Source organism: Streptomyces sp. E-08 (assembly GCF_049913095.1).
In the GTDB taxonomy this organism is placed as follows: Bacteria; Actinomycetota; Actinomycetes; order Streptomycetales; family Streptomycetaceae; genus Streptomyces.
On sequence record NZ_CP183971.1, the window covers coordinates 4,328,996 to 4,345,281 of the forward strand.

Sequence of the window (16,286 nt, forward strand, 5' to 3'; positions counted from 1 at the left end):
GAGGCGAAGATGGCGCTGAACAAGAAGGGTTCCCGGCGCATAACCGTTGACGGGATCGAGTACCGCTGGCGGATCCGCAGGAAGCCCTCCTACATGCAGGGACTCTGCTGGACACCGATGACCTATGCGGTTGAAGCGGCCAGCGACAGCCAGCCGGGCACGACCTTGATCGTTACCAGCGGTCAGGCCCATCCCAGCAACTGGGTGGGCGTCGAGACGGAGCCCATTCGTCCGGCTCACGTTGCTGCCAGCATTCGAGAGGCACGGGATCAAGGCTGGGATCCAACCCGGGTCGGTTCTCCTTTCCAGCTCGACCGATCCGCAGGATTCATCGCCCAGGCATGAGACAGAGCGGAGTGGGGCGGCACATCCGGCCCGGCATCATGGCCTGGTGACCACATGGATGCGCTGCTACTGGCACGAGGAAGACACCTGGTTCTACTTCGAGGTCGACGCCGAAGGCTGGGTGATCCGGCAGGTCGAACTCGAAGGACCAGAGCTGACCCCGATCGCAGCTGCCTCCCTCGCCGAGTGGCAGCGGGCCCGCGACGCAGGCCGCCTCGACGAGTACGACAGCAGGTTCGGGATCACCGCTGAGCTGCCCGTCTCGGAATGGGAAGGCCATGACCCCGAACAACTCACCTTCGAGGAGTTCGAGGATGTCTGGGGCCCTGCCCGTCAGCAGATCGCATCCCGGACCAGCTGACCTCTCGGCGCCGCACTGGCTTCTTGGCATCATCGCGACATGAACCCGACCCTTCCCCGCACCGTCCGGGCCGTCGACACCGCTCAGCTCCTGGACCTGGCCCAGGAGGCTGCCATGCATGGCTTCAGCCAGCGGCTCCCGGTCGACTGGCTACGAGAACACCTCGCCGCAGAAGCGACGCACTACCTGTTCCCGACACTCGTGCAGCGGCTCACGCACCGTCCCGAGGTGCCGCTGCAGTGGAGGTGCCAGCAACTGCTGACAGTCAGCACCGGCGAGCAGATCTGGGGTCTCCTCGACGTCCTTCCCGATACCTTCGACAAGATCCCGGAGACCTTGGACACGGCATCCAAGAAGGACATCGTCAACCGCATCGAGCAAGCAGTGAAGGTGCGGGAGTGGATGGAACGGACGGCTGCCGACGCTGGTTCGTGACGCCCCGGACAGTGGTGGGGCGGCTGGACAGTCTGAGGAAATGACACCGATCTGAGACAGCCGCCTGCCGACACGTCATGAGACTGGAGGGGAACGTCCAGGTCATTGCGTCGGCGCATGACACCGAAAGTGAGAACCTACAATGGGGAAGCACCGCAGCCGGGCGTCGCGTTGGATGGCTCGTATGACGACATCTTTCGAAGCCTTGTTGCCCGGTACCGAGCGGGCCCTGCTGCACCGCGTCGCGGTCGCCCAGTCCGAGGGGCGGACCCCCTCCTTCGTGGGCGCGGTGGTCCGCGACGGAGCCCTGGTGTGGAGCGGTTCGCGCAGCTGTGTGGACGGCCATGCGCCGGACGCCGACACCCAGTTCAGGATCGGTTCGATCACCAAGGTGTTCACGGCCGTGCTGGTGATGCGGCTGCGGGACGAGGGCCTGCTCGGGCTCGACGATCCGCTGGATCGGCACCTGAAGGGGACGGGCGCCGGTGAGGTGACGATCGCCCAACTCCTGGGCCACACGGGCGGTCTCGCGGCCGAGACGCCCGGTGCGTGGTGGGAGCGGTCCTCCGCCGCGCTGCGGCCCGAGCTCTCCGACGTCCTGGGGGAGAAGCCCTTCCTGCGGTCGCCGGGACGCCGTCATCACTACTCCAACCCCGGTTACACGCTGCTCGGTTCACTCATCGAGGCGGTCCGGGGGGTGGCCTGGGAAGAGGCGCTGCGGCGCGAGATCCTGGAGCCGCTGGGGATGAGCCGGACGACGGTCGAGGCCGTCGCCCCGCACGCGGGTGGCTGGGCGGTGCACCCCTGGGCGGACGTCATGCTTCCCGAGCCGTCCGAGGACCTCGGTCTGATGGCGCCGGCCGGGCAGCTCTGGTCGACGGCCGCCGACCTGGCCCGATTCGCGGCCTTCCTCGCGGCGGGGGACGAGCGGGTGCTCGCCACGGCGTCCGTGGAGGAGATGCGCGCGCCGGCCGCTCCGGCGGGTGAGGGCGACTGGGAGGGGAGCTACGGGCTCGGCCTCCAGCTGCTGCGGAGGGACGGCCGGACGCTCATCGGCCACACCGGCTCCCTTCCGGGCTTCGTCGCCTGTGTGTGGGTGAGCGTGGAGGACGGCCTCGCGGGGATCGCCCTCTCCAATGCCACCTCGGGCCCGCTGGCGGGGGTCGTGGCCGCCGATCTCGTGCGGATCGTGGCGGAGGCGGAGCCGAGGTTCCCGGAGCCGTGGCGACCCCTTCCCGAGGCCGACGTCGACGAGGAGCTGCTCTCCCTCACGGGGCCCTGGTACTGGGGCACATACGCCTACGGTCTTCGGCTCGGTCCCGAGCGGACCGTCGTGCTCGAACCCCTGCGGGGCGTCGGGCGAGGGGCCCGCTTCCGGGCGCTGCCCGAGGGCGGCTGGGTCGGCCTGAACGGCTACTACGCGGGGGAGACGCTCAGGGCGGTGAGGCGTGCCGACGGCAGCGTGAGCCATCTCGACCTCGGGTCGTTCGTCTTCACCCGGGAGCCGTACGAGCCGGGGGACGCGGTTCCCGGCGGCGTGGACGAGGCGGGCTGGCGCGGCCTCTGAGTCGCCGAGAGATCTGGGCGGACGTGCCCGTCTCTGTGGATGTTTCACGTGAAACTGTCGTGTTTCACGTGAAACACGTCCTCAGAGGCTCTTCTTGAACCCCACGTGGGAGGCCTCGAAGCCCAGACGCTCGTAGAAGCGGTGGGCATCGGTGCGGGTGACGTCGGAGGTCAGCTGGACGAGTCGGCAGTCCTGGCGTCCGGACTCCGCGACGGCCCACTCGATGAGCTGCGTCCCGAGACCGCTTCCGCGTTCGTCGGAGTGAATACGGACACCCTCGATGATCGACCGGGTGGTGCCCTTGCGGGAGAGCCCGGGGATGACCGTCAGCTGGAGCGTGCCGACGACCTTGTCCCCCCGGACGGCCACGACGACGTGCTGGTTCGGGTCGGCCGCGAGGCGGTCGAACGCGGTGATGTACGGGCCCAGGTCGTCGGGCGACTCGCGCTGTGCGCCCAGGGGGTCGTCGGCGAGCATGGCGACGATGGCCGGAAGGTCCTCCGCCGTGGCGGGGCGTATCTCAAGATCGCTCATGGCCCGCAGCGTACGCGCGGCCGTGTCACGCGGGCACGCCCGCACCTTCCACGACCTGCACCAGGGGTGCCAGCTCCGGGTTCTTCGCGGCGTCGTCGAGGGCCTCGCGCAGTGCCCTGTCGTTGGTGGGGCGGGCCTCTTCGAGGAGCTTGAGGCCCTCCTCGGTGACGTCGGTGTAGATGCCGCGCCGGTCGGTGGCGCAGAGGTACCGGGTCAGCAGCCCGCGGTCCTCCAGCCGGGTGACGAGGCGGGTGGTGGCGCTCTGGCTGAGCACGACGGCGTCGGCGACCTGCTTCATCTGGAGGTGACCGCCGGGGCCGCTGTGCTGACGGCTGAGGACGTCGAGCAGCGAGTACTCCCGCACGCTCAGACCGTGTCCGGACTCCAGGGCGCGCTCGAGGTGGGCCTCGATCCTGCCGTGCAGCAGGGAGAGGGCGCACCAGCGCTGGGAGAGCGCGGTGAGTGCGGGGTCCGTCGCGGTCATGGTCTCTCCTCGGTGTCTCCTCGGCGCCGAAAGGCTCTGCTCCAGGGTAGACGAAGTGACGCAATAATGCGCGTCTGCAAGTAAAACTACCCGGCGGCGACCGTCAGGGGAGCGAAGCGGCGGCGCCAGTCGCCGGGGAGGTCGGGCAGGGAGCGGATCATCACCGAGTTGGTCGCGACCGTGTCGAGGCCGTTCTCCTCGGCCCAGCTGAGCAGGGAGGAGTGGCGTACGTCGATGTCGGTGCGCAGCGGCCGGTCGGTGGCGGACGCCAGGGAAGCGATCAGGGCCTGGGCGGTACCCGGGTCCCGCGCGATCAGGGGGCCGATGACGTGGGTGTCCATGTTGGGCCAGGCCGCCGCGAAGCCGGTGATCTCGCCGTCCTCCTCCGCGACCCGGAGGTGGTCCGCGAACGCGGGGAGCCGGGCGAGGATGTGCGTGCGGTCGAGGCCGAAGACCTCGTGGTCCAGGCGCAGGATCGCCGGGAGGTCCTCCGCCGTCGCCGGGCGGACCGGGACGTCCGGGGCGGGCGCGGTGAAGGTGAAGCGTCCGCGCACCATGTCCGCCCGGCTCGTCTCGGTGAACCCGAGCTGCTCGTACAGGGGCTGTCCGTTCGGTGTGGCGTGCAGGGTGAGCGGGGTGTCCCCGGCCTCCGCCAGGACGTGCTCCATGAGGCGGCGCCCCAGGCCCTGGCGGGCGTACCGCTCGGCGACGAGCACCATCCCGATCGCGGCGAGCCCCGGACCGTACGAGGTGACCACGGAGCAGGCGGCCAGGCCCGGACCGTCGGGATCGCCGATGCCATGGCCGGTGCCGGCGGTGAGCAACAGCCCCCACTTGTGTTCCTCGCGCGGCCATCCCCGGTTCTCGGAGAGGTCGGCGCAGGCGAGGAGGTCCTCCGAGGTGAGGCGCCGGACCGGGAGCTGCGTGAGCGGGGCGGGGGAGATCGGCATGCCTGTCAGGCTGTCCGACTCGGTGATCTCCCGTCCACCGCTTTACGGGATCCGGCCGACCCCGCCGGCCGATACTCCCCGGGTTTCGTCGACCCCGCCGGCCGATGCCCGACGCGCCGTTGATTCCGTCGTCCGGGGCACGGACGATGTTTCACGTGAAACCGCGAACGCGACGACTGCACCTGTTCGATCTCGACGGCACCCTGATCCGGGGCTCGGCCGCCGCGGTGGAGATCTCCCGGCAACTGGGTCTGGCGGAGGAGATCGCGGCCCTGGAGGCGGGATTCCTGGAGGGGATGACACCGGACGAGTTCGCCGTCCAGGCCCGAGAGCTGTGGTCGGCGCTCACCACCGAGCAGGTCGCGGGGGCCTTCGAGGGGGCGCCCTGGCTGGCGGGCATCCGCGAGGTCTGGGCGGACATCCGGGCCCGGGGCGACCGCTGTGCGGTCATCTCGCTCTCGCCCGACTTCTTCGTCGAGCGACTTCTGGCCTGGGGCGTCGACACGACGCACGGTTCCCTCTGGCCGGCGGTCCCGTTCACCGAGCCGATCCACCGGCCCGGCATTCTCGACGCACACGCGAAGGTACGGATCGCGAGGGAGCTCTGCATGGGGTACGGCGTGGACGCGGCCGACTGCGTGGCGTACGGGGACTCGATGTCGGACGCGGAGCTCTTCGCGCACGTGCCGGAGACCGTGGCCGTGAACGCGGACCACCATCTGGCCGGGCTCTCCCGCCACACCTACTCCGGCGGGGACCTGCGCGAGGCCTACGGGCTGGTCCGAAACAGCGCAGCCTAGCCAGAAACCCGGGCCTTTGGCCCGAGAACGCCACTTTCTGTCCGTAGCTCCGGTCGGAAGCGCCATGCTGCGACCACGCAAGCCGGCCAGCGCGAGGCGAGGCACATGATGGATGCTCCGACCACCACGACGGACGAGCGGGAGTCTCCGGCGGCGGACCGGAAGGAACCCCGAATATCCGAGGGACCCTCCGCCGACGCCGTGCTCGTACGGCGCACCCTGGCGGAGATCGCACCGGTCGCCGACCGCGTGACCTCGTACTTCTACGCCCTGCTCTTCGTCCGGCGCCCCGAGCTGCGCGAGATGTTTCCCGTCGCCATGGACACCCAGCGGGACCGGCTCCTGAAGGCCCTCCTGACGGCGGCCGAGCACATGGACGACGCCCCGGTCCTCACCGCGTACCTGGAGAACCTCGGCAGGGGGCACCGGAAGTACGGCACCCGGTCCGACCACTACCCGGCCGTCGGCGAGGCCCTCATCGGTGCGCTCGTGCGGTACGCGGAGAAGAGCTGGGACGAGGAGACCGAGGCGGCCTGGGTCCGCACGTACACGACGATCTCCCAGATCATGATCGACGCGGCCGCGGACGACGAGCGGGCGGCGCCCGCCTGGTGGCACGCCGAGGTGGTCTCCCACGACCTGCGCACCCCGGACATCGCCGTCGTCACGCTCCGGCCCGACCAGCCGTACCCGTTCCTCGCCGGGCAGTACACGACGCTGGAGACCCCGTGGTGGCCCCGGATATGGCGTCACTACTCCTTCGCCTCGGCACCCCGGCCGGACGGGCTGCTGTCCCTCCACATCAAGGCCGTCCCGGCCGGCTGGGTGTCCAACGCGCTGGTCCACCGGGCGCGCCCCGGTGACGTGCTGCGGCTCGGCCCGCCGGCCGGGTCCATGACGGTCGACCACTCCACGGACACCGGCCTGCTCTGCATGGGCGGCGGCACCGGGATCGCGCCGATCAAGGCGCTGGTCGAGGACGTCGCCGAGCACGGGGACCGGCGCCCCGTCGATGTCTTCTACGGGGCGCGCAGCGGCCACGACCTCTACGACATCGACACGATGCTGCGGCTCCAGAAGACCTTCCCGTGGCTCTCCGTCCATCCGGTCACGGAGGAGCAGGGGAGGCTTCCGGACGCCGTCTGCCGCTACGGGCCCTGGGACGAACGCGACGCCTACGTTTCGGGTCCGCTGGACATGGTCCGCCGTGGCGTCGACGCGTTGCGCGGGGTCGGAGTCCCCTCGGACCGCATCCGCCACGACTTCCTCGCGGAGCTCGCCCCCGCGACGGCGCGCTAGCCCAGGTCGGGAGCGTGCATCGCGCGGACGCCCTCGATGTTGCCGTCGAGGTAGTGGCGCAGGGAGAGCGGGACGAGGTGCACGGCGGCGATGCCGACCCGGCTGAAGGGCACCCGGACGATCTCGTACTCGCCGACCGGTTCCTCGATCTCGGGGCCGTGGCGCAGGGAGGGGTCCATGGATCCGAGCCGGCACACGAAGAAGTGCTGGACCTTCACCCCGGAGACTCCGCCGTCGACGATGTGCTCGACGGTGTCGACGAAGCAGGGCACCACGTCGGTGATCTTGGCGCCGAGCTCTTCGAGCACCTCGCGGTGCAGGGCTTCGACGACGGTGGCGTCGGTGGGCTCCACGCCGCCGCCGGGCGTGAGCCAGTAGGGATCCACTCCGGGCTTGGTCCGCTTGATGAGGATCAGGTCGTCCCCGTCGAGCAGGATGGCGCGTGCGGTGCGCTTGATCACGGGCCGTTCGGTCATGGGAAGAAAATGGCCCGTTCGGGGTGTCCTGAAACTCACCAGTTCCCAGCGGCCCTCAGCAGCTCCTCGTGAGCCCGCGCGAGGGGCGACAGCGCGAGCGTCCCCGTGCGCGCCACCAGGAAGTAGGTGCGGAGCGGAGGGACCGGGGGATCGAGCAGCGCCACGAGGTGCCCCCGCTGCAGGGCGTCCTCGCACAGGTAGCGTGGCAGGACGGCGAGCCCCGCGCCCGAGGCGGCGGAGTCCCGGACGGCCCTCAGGTCAGGGGCGATGACGGTGGCGGCAGCCGCCGTTTTGGTCTCGAACACGCTCGCCCAGTAGCGGGAGACGAACGGCAGCGACTCATGGACCTCGACCACCGGCAGCTGTTCCAGGACCACCGCGCCCCTGCTCAGGAGCACCTCGGGGGAGAGCCGGGCGGCCCAGCGCGGGGCCGCGACCAGGACGTGCTCCTCGTCGCAGAGCGGGGTGGAGACGAGCAGCCCGCCCCGGGGGCGGGCGGTGGCGATCGCCAGATCGTGATGGCCGGCGGCAAGCCCGTCGAGGACCTCCTCCGTGTTGCCGAGGAAGGACGCCCGCACGGCGAGCCCCTGGCCGACCAGCGGGGTGAGGGCGGGCAGCGCGCGGAGCGCGGTGAACTCCGGGGGCCCGGCGAGGTGGAGGGTGCGGACCCCGCTCTCCTGGTCGAGGCCGGTCTCCGCGATCTCCACGAGGGCGTCCAGATGGGGTGCGGCGCGATGCGCCAGTTCGTCGCCCATGGTGGTGGGGGTGACTCCGCGCGCCTGCCGGAGGAAGAGGGGCCTCCCCAGCTGTCGCTCCAGTGTCCTGATCTGGCTGGTGACGGCGGGCTGGGAGAGGCCCAGGAGCGCGGCGGCGCGGGTGAACGAGCCGGCCCGGTGCACCGTGACGAACGTGCGCAGCAGGGCCAGATCCATGTCCGCCCCCTCCCGGCCGTGCGGCCGTTCGACTCAGGCGGTCGGCTGACGGCGCCTCAGGACCGTCCAACTATAAATAAGTCGATAGGTCGCTGTCGCTACCGTGATTGGACACTGACGCACAGTCAACTAGCCTTGTTCAGGCGGTCTCCGCGCGTGGAACCGAGGGCGTTCCGAGCCACGAGGGGGGAGGCTCGGAGCGTCCTCGTTCCGTGTGGTCGGCCGTTTCAGCCCGTGCTCCCGGCCTCGTCCAGGGCGCGCAGCACGTCGGCGATCAGGTCCTCCGGGTCCTCGGCCCCGACCGAGAAGCGGATGAAGCCCTCGGCGACTGCGTCCCCGCCCCAGCGCCCGCGCCGCTCCGCCGTGGAGCGCACGCCGCCGAAGCTGGTGGCGTCGTCGACGAGCCGCAGCTCCTCGAGGAACCGCTCGGCCCGCTTCCGGTCCGCGAGCTCGAAGGACACCACCGGGCCGAAGCGCCGCATCTGCCGGGCGGCCACCGCGTGCGAGGGGTCGCCGGGCAGTCCGGGGTAGCGCAGCCCGGTCACGTCCGCGCGCTCGGTGAGCGTCCGTGCCAGCGTCAGAGCGGTGGAGCACTGCCGGTCGATCCGCAGCTGGAGCGTGGCGAGCGACCGGTGGGCGAGCCAGGCCTCCATGGGGCCGGGGATGGCGCCGACGATCTTGCGCCAGCGCCGTACGTCCGCCGCGAGCCGGGGATCCCGGCAGCTCACATGGCCGAGCAGGATGTCGCCGTGCCCGGTCATGCCCTTGGTGTCACTGGCCACGGAGAAGTCCGCACCCAGTTCCAGCGGGCGCTGGCCGAGCGGGGTGGCGAGGGTGTTGTCGACGGCGACGAGTGCCCCGGCCGCGTGCGCCTCCCGCACCAGACGGGGGATGTCGCAGACGTCGAGACCGGGGTTGGACGGGCTCTCGATCCACAGCAGCCGGGCCCCGTCCAGTACGGACAGCTGGGCGTCGCCGCCCGTCGGGGCGGTGCGGACCTCGATGCCGTAGGCCCGCAGCTGCTCGTGCAGCAGGGGCAGGGCCTGGTAGCCGTCGGACGGCAGCACCACCGCGTCGCCGGCCTTGAGCTGAGAGAACAGGACGGCGGAGATCGCGGCCATCCCGGACGCGAAGACCAGCGTCTCCACGCCCTCCTCCCCCGGCGCCTCCAGCTCGCCGATCGCCCGCTCCAGATGGGTCCAGGTGGGGTTCTCGTCGCGGCCGTAGGTGTACGGGCCGGTCGGGTCGCCGGGCAGATGGAAGTGCGCCGCGAAGACCGGTCCCGGCAGGGTCGGCTCGTACTTCACGGGCTCGGGCAGCCCCGCCCGTACCGCCCGTGTGCCGTCGCCGAGTTCGTCGTCCGTCACGGTGTCCGTTCCTCCAGTTCCGCGCGTACGGCCGCGAGCAGTCCCTCGCTCGCGGCCTCCACCATCTCCAGGCACTCCTCGAACTCCTCGCGTCCCCCGTAGTAGGGGTCGGGGACGTCGAGGCCGGGCCCGGCAGCCGGGTCGTAGGAGCGCAGCAGTCGTATTCTCGCCGCTTCCTCCGGGGTGCGGGCAAGGTCCCGGAGTTCCCGCAGATGCCCTTCGTCGAGGGCGATCACCAGGTCGAGGGAGGCGAACCACGAGGAACGGAACCGCCGGGCGGTGTGCGCGGAGGTGTATCCGTTGTCGTCGAGCACGGCGACCGTGCGCGGGTCGGCCCCGTCGCCCTCGTGCCAGCCTCCGGTGCCCGCGCTGTCGATCTCCACCAGACCGTCGAGGCCGGCCTCCTCCACCCGGCGGCGGAAGACGTGTTCGGCCATCGGCGAGCGGCAGATGTTGCCCGTGCAGACGAAACAGACGCGGTAGGTCATGGTCCCCACTCAGTCGCTGTCGGGGAGCACGACGTTCAGCGCCCACGAGACGACGGAGATGATCAGACCGCCGAGGACGGCGGTCCAGAAGCCCTCCACGTGGAAGCTGAGGTTGAACTGCTCGGCCAGCCACGACGTGAGGAGCAGCATCAGGGCGTTGACCACCAGGGTGATCAGGCCGAGTGTCAGGATGAAGAGCGGAAGCGTCAGCAACTGGACGACCGGCTTGACCAGGACGTTCACCAGCCCGAAGACAAGGGCGACGAGAATGAGGGTCAGGGCCTTCTTGCCGGTGCTCTCACCGGTGAGGGTGATGTCCTGGAGGAGCCAGATGGCGACTCCCAGGGCGCCCGCGTTCGCGAGCGTCTTGACTACGAAATTCATCATGTGTCTGATCGTGGCAGACACGATCGGGCCGAGGGCAGGGGCGAGCAGGCGATGAAGGCATTCCGTCTGGACGAACTGGAGGCGGAGCGCGCCGCGAACAAGGGCGCCTACCTCCAGTTCCTACGTGAGCGGAACATGTCGGTGGGCCTGTACGCCCTGGACGCCGGGGAGCTCGATCCGCAGCAGCCGCACGGCCAGGACGAGGTGTACTTCGTGGTGAGCGGCCGGGCGGCGATCACGGTCGGGACGGAGACGACCCAGGTGGCGCGCGGCAGCGTGGTCTACGTGCCGGCCGGGGTGGAGCACCGGTTCCACCACATCAGCGAGGACCTGCGGGTCATGGTGGTCTTCTCGCCGCCGGAGGGCTGAGCCGGACCCCTAGGGCCGGGGGGCCGGAGGGCTCCGAGCCCCTAAGGGTCGGATCAGGGGAGAGCGGGGGCCGCAGGGCCCCCATGGGCTTCCTCCCGCCTCTAGCCTTGGGGGTGTTCGGCGCGGAGTGCGACGAGCGGATCTTCGAGAGCGAGGTAGGGACGATGGCCGTACGAGAGGTTCTCGCGGGGATGCCCTGGTGGGTGAAGTGGGTCGCCATACCCCTCCTCGCCCTGTTCGTCTTCGGCGGGCTGATCACCAGCGTCCTGGCCTTCGTGGTCGGACTGCTCTTCAAGGTGCTGCTCTTCGCGGCCCTCGTCGCCGGACTGATCTACGTCGTCCGGAAGTTCAGCTCCTCCGGCAGGTCCCGTGAGGACTGGTAGCACAACTACTCATCGGTATGAAGCCGATCGCGGGCATTAGCCCGGGCGGGGGAACGCGCTGGTCGAATCAGGGTATGGGCCCTGGAGCTGCCACTAGAGTGGAATCTCTCCGCCGTGTTGGGGACTACAGGCGTAGACCTCCGTACTGACCAGCGGTTTCCCAGGCCCGGCGGCGCGCGGGGGCGGCCCCCGCGGGCGGGTGCGATGCACCCGTCGTCACGCCTGGGGGTGACCTTTGGCCACGGCTACGCAGACGGCTGCGCCTACCTTGATCGGCTCGGTGCAGCGGGCGCTGAGACTCCTGGAGGCCGTGGCCTCCCATGCGGAGGGCGCCCCCGCCAAGCAGCTCGCCCGCGAGACGGGCCTCCCGCTGCCCACCACGTACCACCTGCTCCGCACCCTGACGCACGAGGGCTATCTGGTCCGCGACAAGGGTGTGTTCGTCCTTGGCGACGCCGCCGTCCGACTGGCCGGCGGCGGAGCTGTGCAGAATCGTCGCATCAAGATCGAAGACTCCCTTGCCCACTGGCGGGACGAGATCGGCGTACCCATCTACTTCGCCCTCTACCGCGAGGGGGAGATCGAGCTCGTCGCTGTCGCCGACACCCCTTCCGCCCCCGCGGTGGAGGAATGGGCCGACTTCCGCGAGACCGCGCACGCCCACGCGATCGGGCAATGCCTGCTGAGTCAACTCGATCTGAAATCTCGTCAAGACCACCTTGACCGCCACCCGGTGGAAGCCATCACCCCGTACACGGTGCGTAACCAACGTCTCTTTTTGGAGCGTTTGGGCAGTTTGGGGCGAATGGAACCCGTGGTGGAGCGTCAGGAATATGCGCTCGGCACGGTCTGTGCCGCCATCCCCATCACCGCGGGCTCCGCGGTGGCCACGATGGCCATTTCCCTCCCCCTTCACCAGGAAGAACGGTTGCTCCCAGCAGTCGAGCGGCTACGCACGGAGATCGGAAGGCTCTTCAGTTCACTCGCGTTCTCTATCAGTATCTGAAAAATCACTCCTTGTGATCTGCTAGTGCTTACAGCACGATTGCGTCAAGAGGGCCACGGGGGATCATTCCTGGCCGTTTCGGTCACAGCTTTCAGCAGCTGTGTTTACACAACTGCTTCATCTACTGCGGGGTACATGATGCGAGAGTCGGTTCAGGCCGAGGTCCTGATGAGCTTCCTCGTCTCCGAGGAGCTCTCCTTCAAGATCCCGGTCGAACTCCGATATGAGACCCGGGATCCCTACGCGGTGCGGATGACCTTCCACCTCCCCGGAGACGCGCCTGTGACCTGGGCGTTCGGAAGGGAACTGCTGCTCGACGGGATCAACCGGCCGAGCGGGGACGGGGACGTGCACATCGCTCCGACGGAGCCGGAAGGGCTCTCGGACGTATCCATCCGGCTCCAGGTGGGCGGCGATCGCGCGCTCTTCCGGGCCAGCGCGCCCCCGCTGGTGGCCTTCCTCGACCGGACGGACAAGCTGGTTCCGCTCGGTCAGGAACGGACACTCGGCGACTTCGAGGACAACCTGGAGGCAGCACTGGGCCGGATCCTGGCCGAAGAGAACGCCGGCCCCGCCTGACCCGCCCCTGCCCGAGCCGCCCGACCGGGCTGCCTCGACCACGCCGCCTCACCCGAGCCGCCCCGCCCCGGCGGGCCCGTTCGGGCCGGACCCTCCCCGAGCCGGGCCGGCCCGAGCCTTCAGCGCGCATGCCTCACTTGGCGCGGCGGCGCCGCCCTCCCCGTACCGCCGCGGGCTTCCCGCCCCCGGGCGCCGGTCGGTCGGCGGACACGACCAGGGCCGCGAGCGCCGTGGTGACCGGCACGGACGCCACCAGACCGATCGAACCGACCAGCGTCCGGACGATCTCCTCGGCGACCAGCTCGCTGTTGGCCACCGTCCCCATGCTGCTCTGGGCGATGGAGAACAGCAGCAGCAGTGGCAGGGCGGCACCCGCGTAGGCGAGGACCAGCGTGTTCACGACCGAGGCGATGTGGTCGCGGCCGATCCGGATGGCGGCCCGGTAGAGGCCGCGCGGCCCCATGCCCGGGTCGGCCTGGTGCAGCTCCCAGACGGCCGAGGTCTGGGTGACGGTCACGTCGTCGAGCACACCGAGCGATCCGATGATGATCCCGGCCAGAAGCAGGCCGGACATGTCGATCTCCGGGTACAGGCCGTGGATCAGGCCGGTGTTGTCGTCGGTGTTGCCGCTGAGCGACGCCCAGTCGATGAAGACGGAGCCGAGCAGCCCGATGAGCATCAGTGAGATCAGCGTGCCGAGCACCGCGACCGAGGTGCGGGCCGAGAGTCCGTGACACATGTAGAGCGCGATCAGCATGATCGCGCTCGACCCGACCACCGCCACGACCAGCGGATTCGATCCCTCCAGGATCGCCGGCAGGATGAAGAGCGTCAGCACCAGGAAGCTCGCGGCGAGCGCGACGAGTGCCATCACGCCCCGCATGCGGCCGACGAGGACGACGACGAGGGCGAAGATCCCGGCGAGCACCGCCAGCGGGACCTTCCGGTTCACATCGGTCACCGAGTACTGCAGGTCGTGCGGGGCGTCGGGGGCGTACGCCACCACCACCCCCTGGCCCTCGTGCAGTTGGCGCGGCGCGTCCGGCTGCACGATCTCCACGAACCGACGGCCCTCGTCCGGGCCGGTGGTCACCTCGACCGTCGCCTTCGCGCACTGCCCCTGCTGGGCGTTGACCGCCTCGCGTCCCTCCGGAGTGGAGGTGTCTCCGGTCGGCGGGACCTGGGCGGCGTTCACGTCCTTGCAGTCGACGTGCTCGACGGAGACGACCTCGCCCTGCTGGGTCTGCCGGTCGAAGCCGACGCCGGTCCGCTCGTGCGCCGGAGTGCCGCCGGGCCACAGGACGACGAGCCCGACCACGACGGCGGTGGCGAACGGGATCAGGACCGCGGCGATGACCTTGCGCAGATGCCGCGAGACCGGGGCGGCGGGCCCGTGGCTGTGGCTGTGGCCGTGCCCGCCTCCGTGCCCTTGGGAGGGCCCGGAACCGTGTCCGGATCCGGGCTCGGAACCGTGTCCGGGACCGTGGGCGTGGCCGTGCGGCTCGGGGGTCTGGTGGGGGGAAGTCACCGACCGATCATCGCAAGAACGGCGGGGGCCCACTGTTCAGCACGCCAGGGATGGCGCTAGCGTGGTGGCACCTTTGCACACGCGGGAGCTCGGAGCACCGGGCTGAGAGGGCGCTGATCACCGTACGCACGTACGGAAGGAGGCTGCGCCGACCGCCGAACCTGTTACCGGGTAATGCCGGCGTAGGGAGATCGGTCTCATGACCATTCAGGATGCACGCACGCCTGCCTCCGACCAGAACCAGACCGACGGGCAGGAGCGCACGCCGGGCTGGCACAAGGGGTACGTCCAGGGTTCGCGCCCCGACCTCCGGGTGCCCGTCCGTCAGGTGCACCTCACCAACGGCAAGGACGTCACGCTGTACGACACGTCCGGCCCGTACACCGACCCCGCCATCGACACCGATGTCCGGCGGGGCCTTCCGCCGCTGCGCGAGAACTGGATCATCGCGCGCGGCGACACCGAGGAGTACGCGGGCCGCCCGGCCCGCCCCGAGGACGACGGCATCAAGCACACCTCGCCGCGCGGCGGTGGGCTCAAGAACCTCGACGCCGTCTTCCCCGGCCGCCCGCGCCTGCCGCGACGGGGCCGTGCCGGCGAGGCCGTCACCCAGCTCGCGTACGCCCGCCGGGGCGAGATCACCCCGGAGATGGAGTACGTGGCGATCCGCGAGAACGTCTCCCCCGAGGTCGTACGGGAGGAGATCGCCGCGGGCCGCGCGGTGCTGCCGGCGAACGTGAACCACCCGGAGATCGAGCCGATGATCATCGGCAAGCGGTTCCTGGTGAAGGTCAACGCCAACATCGGCAACTCCGCCGTCACCTCCTCCATCGAGGAGGAGGTGGAGAAGATGACCTGGGCGACCAAGTGGGGCGCCGACACGGTCATGGACCTGTCCACCGGCCGCAACATCCACACCACCCGCGAGTGGGTGCTGCGCAACTCCCCCGTCCCGATCGGCACCGTGCCGCTCTACCAGGCGCTGGAGAAGGTCGACGGCAGGGCCGAGGACCTGACCTGGGAGATCTACAAGGACACGGTCATCGAGCAGGCCGAGCAGGGCGTCGACTACATGACGGTGCACGCCGGCGTGCTCCTGCCGTACGTGCCGCTCACCGCGCGCCGCAAGACCGGCATCGTCTCGCGCGGCGGCTCGATCATGGCCGCGTGGTGCCTGGCGCACCACAAGGAGAACTTCCTCTACACGAACTTCGAGGAGCTCTGCGAGATCCTGGCGGCGTACGACGTCACCTACTCGCTCGGCGACGGTCTGCGCCCCGGCTCGATCGCGGACGCCAACGACGAGGCGCAGTTCGCGGAGCTGCGCACGCTCGGCGAGCTCAACACGATCGCCAAGCGGCACAACGTGCAGACCATGATCGAGGGCCCCGGGCACGTCCCGATGCACAAGATCAAGGAGAACATCGACCTCCAGCAGGAGATCTGCGAGGAGGCGCCGTTCTACACGCTCGGCCCGCTGACCACGGACGTCGCGCCCGCGTACGACCACATCACCTCCGGCATCGGCGCGGCGATGATCGCCTGGTGGGGCACGGCGATGCTCTGCTACGTCACGCCCAAGGAGCACCTGGGCCTGCCGAACAAGGACGACGTGAAGACGGGCGTCATCACGTACAAGATCGCGGCACACGCGGCGGACCTCGCCAAGGGGCACCCGGGCGCGCAGGAGTGGGACGACGCGCTCTCGGACGCGCGGTTCGAGTTCCGCTGGGAGGACCAGTTCAACCTGGCCCTCGACCCGGTCACCGCGCGCGAGTTCCACGACGAGACGCTGCCCGCGGAGCCCGCGAAGACCGCGCACTTCTGCTCGATGTGCGGTCCGAAGTTCTGCTCGATGAAGATCTCCCAGGACATCCGGCGCGAGCACGGTGGGACGCAGCAGGAGATCGAGGCGGGCATGGCGGAGAAGTCGAAGGAGTTCGCGGCGAGTGGCAACCGGGTCTACCTGCCGCTGGCCGAGTAGCGCCCGGCGACC

General features: G+C 70.0%; 20 protein-coding genes. 11 read left to right on the forward strand and 9 right to left on the reverse strand.

All coding sequences use genetic code 11. The annotated features are described in order from the left end of the window. The first annotated feature begins 9 nt into the window (after positions 1-9). The 4 genes from ACN9MM_RS19820 to ACN9MM_RS19835 all read left to right on the forward strand — a co-directional run bounded on the left by ACN9MM_RS19820 (position 10) and on the right by ACN9MM_RS19835 (position 2,708). On the forward strand, positions 10-345 hold the full coding sequence (locus tag ACN9MM_RS19820) for a hypothetical protein (RefSeq protein WP_189888164.1): 336 nt from the start codon (positions 10-12) through the stop codon (positions 343-345). Positions 346-403: 58 nt separating this feature from the next. Further along, the gene (locus ACN9MM_RS19825) at positions 404-706 is read left to right on the forward strand and encodes a hypothetical protein (RefSeq protein WP_426368779.1); all 303 of its coding nucleotides are present in this window, start codon (positions 404-406) and stop codon (positions 704-706) included. Positions 707-745: 39 nt separating this feature from the next. Continuing rightward, positions 746-1,141, forward strand: a complete 396-nt coding sequence (locus ACN9MM_RS19830; RefSeq protein WP_189888168.1) for a hypothetical protein — start codon at positions 746-748, stop codon at positions 1,139-1,141. Between the two features lie 184 nt (positions 1,142-1,325). Continuing rightward, positions 1,326-2,708, forward strand: a complete 1,383-nt coding sequence (locus tag ACN9MM_RS19835; protein WP_426364866.1) for a serine hydrolase domain-containing protein — start codon at positions 1,326-1,328, stop codon at positions 2,706-2,708. 81 nt (positions 2,709-2,789) lie between these two features. On the opposite strand, the gene ACN9MM_RS19840 is transcribed toward ACN9MM_RS19835, so the two are convergent. From ACN9MM_RS19840 to ACN9MM_RS19850, 3 genes are all read right to left on the reverse strand, one after another. After that, positions 2,790-3,242: a GNAT family N-acetyltransferase gene (locus ACN9MM_RS19840; protein ID WP_426364867.1), complete on the reverse strand. Its 453-nt coding sequence runs from the start codon at positions 3,240-3,242 to the stop codon at positions 2,790-2,792. A gap of 25 nt (positions 3,243-3,267) precedes the next feature. Then, a complete protein-coding gene (locus tag ACN9MM_RS19845; protein WP_382858015.1) occupies positions 3,268-3,726 on the reverse strand; it encodes a MarR family winged helix-turn-helix transcriptional regulator in 459 nt (152 codons plus the stop codon). An 86-nt stretch (positions 3,727-3,812) separates the two neighbouring features. Beyond that, a complete protein-coding gene (locus tag ACN9MM_RS19850; protein ID WP_426364868.1) occupies positions 3,813-4,676 on the reverse strand; it encodes a GNAT family N-acetyltransferase in 864 nt (287 codons plus the stop codon). A 146-nt stretch (positions 4,677-4,822) separates the two neighbouring features. Between ACN9MM_RS19850 and ACN9MM_RS19855 the strand changes: the two genes are divergently transcribed. Then, on the forward strand, positions 4,823-5,476 hold the full coding sequence (locus ACN9MM_RS19855; RefSeq protein ID WP_426364869.1) for an HAD family hydrolase: 654 nt from the start codon (positions 4,823-4,825) through the stop codon (positions 5,474-5,476). A 105-nt stretch (positions 5,477-5,581) separates the two neighbouring features. Beyond that, positions 5,582-6,775 carry a globin domain-containing protein gene (locus ACN9MM_RS19860; RefSeq protein ID WP_426364870.1) on the forward strand — a complete coding sequence of 398 codons (1,194 nt, stop codon included), beginning with the start codon at positions 5,582-5,584 and terminating at the stop codon, positions 6,773-6,775. Here the strand turns inward: ACN9MM_RS19860 and ACN9MM_RS19865 are convergent. The 5 genes from ACN9MM_RS19865 to ACN9MM_RS19885 all read right to left on the reverse strand — a co-directional run bounded on the left by ACN9MM_RS19865 (position 6,772) and on the right by ACN9MM_RS19885 (position 10,425). Beyond that, positions 6,772-7,251, reverse strand: a complete 480-nt coding sequence (locus ACN9MM_RS19865) for an NUDIX domain-containing protein (RefSeq protein WP_426364871.1) — start codon at positions 7,249-7,251, stop codon at positions 6,772-6,774. The genes ACN9MM_RS19860 and ACN9MM_RS19865 overlap by 4 nt on opposite strands. Positions 7,252-7,286: 35 nt before the next feature. After that, entirely contained in the window at positions 7,287-8,183 is an 897-nt protein-coding gene (locus tag ACN9MM_RS19870) for a LysR family transcriptional regulator (RefSeq protein WP_426364872.1), read from the reverse strand. A 227-nt stretch (positions 8,184-8,410) separates the two neighbouring features. Next, the gene (locus tag ACN9MM_RS19875) at positions 8,411-9,550 is read right to left on the reverse strand and encodes a cystathionine gamma-lyase (RefSeq protein WP_426364873.1); all 1,140 of its coding nucleotides are present in this window, start codon (positions 9,548-9,550) and stop codon (positions 8,411-8,413) included. Further along, positions 9,547-10,038, reverse strand: coding sequence for a low molecular weight protein-tyrosine-phosphatase (locus ACN9MM_RS19880; RefSeq protein ID WP_426364874.1), 492 nt, complete (start codon positions 10,036-10,038; stop codon positions 9,547-9,549). The genes ACN9MM_RS19875 and ACN9MM_RS19880 overlap by 4 nt, the downstream gene beginning before the upstream one ends. 9 nt (positions 10,039-10,047) lie before the next feature. Further along, the gene (locus tag ACN9MM_RS19885) at positions 10,048-10,425 is read right to left on the reverse strand and encodes a phage holin family protein (RefSeq protein ID WP_426364875.1); all 378 of its coding nucleotides are present in this window, start codon (positions 10,423-10,425) and stop codon (positions 10,048-10,050) included. A 51-nt stretch (positions 10,426-10,476) separates the two neighbouring features. On the opposite strand from ACN9MM_RS19885, the gene ACN9MM_RS19890 reads away from it, so the two are divergent. The 4 genes from ACN9MM_RS19890 to ACN9MM_RS19905 all read left to right on the forward strand — a co-directional run bounded on the left by ACN9MM_RS19890 (position 10,477) and on the right by ACN9MM_RS19905 (position 12,762). Further along, positions 10,477-10,794 carry a cupin domain-containing protein gene (locus ACN9MM_RS19890; RefSeq protein WP_366037105.1) on the forward strand — a complete coding sequence of 106 codons (318 nt, stop codon included), beginning with the start codon at positions 10,477-10,479 and terminating at the stop codon, positions 10,792-10,794. Between the two features lie 164 nt (positions 10,795-10,958). Next, complete coding sequence (locus ACN9MM_RS19895) at positions 10,959-11,177, forward strand: DUF5326 family protein (protein WP_426368780.1); 219 nt, start codon at positions 10,959-10,961, stop codon at positions 11,175-11,177. 235 nt (positions 11,178-11,412) lie between these two features. After that, positions 11,413-12,183, forward strand: a complete 771-nt coding sequence (locus ACN9MM_RS19900) for an IclR family transcriptional regulator (protein WP_426364876.1) — start codon at positions 11,413-11,415, stop codon at positions 12,181-12,183. A gap of 138 nt (positions 12,184-12,321) precedes the next feature. Beyond that, the gene (locus ACN9MM_RS19905) at positions 12,322-12,762 is read left to right on the forward strand and encodes an SsgA family sporulation/cell division regulator (protein ID WP_329856313.1); all 441 of its coding nucleotides are present in this window, start codon (positions 12,322-12,324) and stop codon (positions 12,760-12,762) included. A gap of 133 nt (positions 12,763-12,895) precedes the next feature. Here ACN9MM_RS19905 and ACN9MM_RS19910 read toward each other — a convergent pair whose 3' ends face one another. Then, on the reverse strand, positions 12,896-14,323 hold the full coding sequence (locus ACN9MM_RS19910) for a YibE/F family protein (protein WP_426364877.1): 1,428 nt from the start codon (positions 14,321-14,323) through the stop codon (positions 12,896-12,898). Between the two features lie 166 nt (positions 14,324-14,489). On the opposite strand from ACN9MM_RS19910, the gene thiC reads away from it, so the two are divergent. Then, on the forward strand, positions 14,490-16,274 hold the full coding sequence (thiC, locus tag ACN9MM_RS19915) for a phosphomethylpyrimidine synthase ThiC (protein WP_426364878.1): 1,785 nt from the start codon (positions 14,490-14,492) through the stop codon (positions 16,272-16,274). Positions 16,275-16,286: the final 12 nt, after the last annotated feature.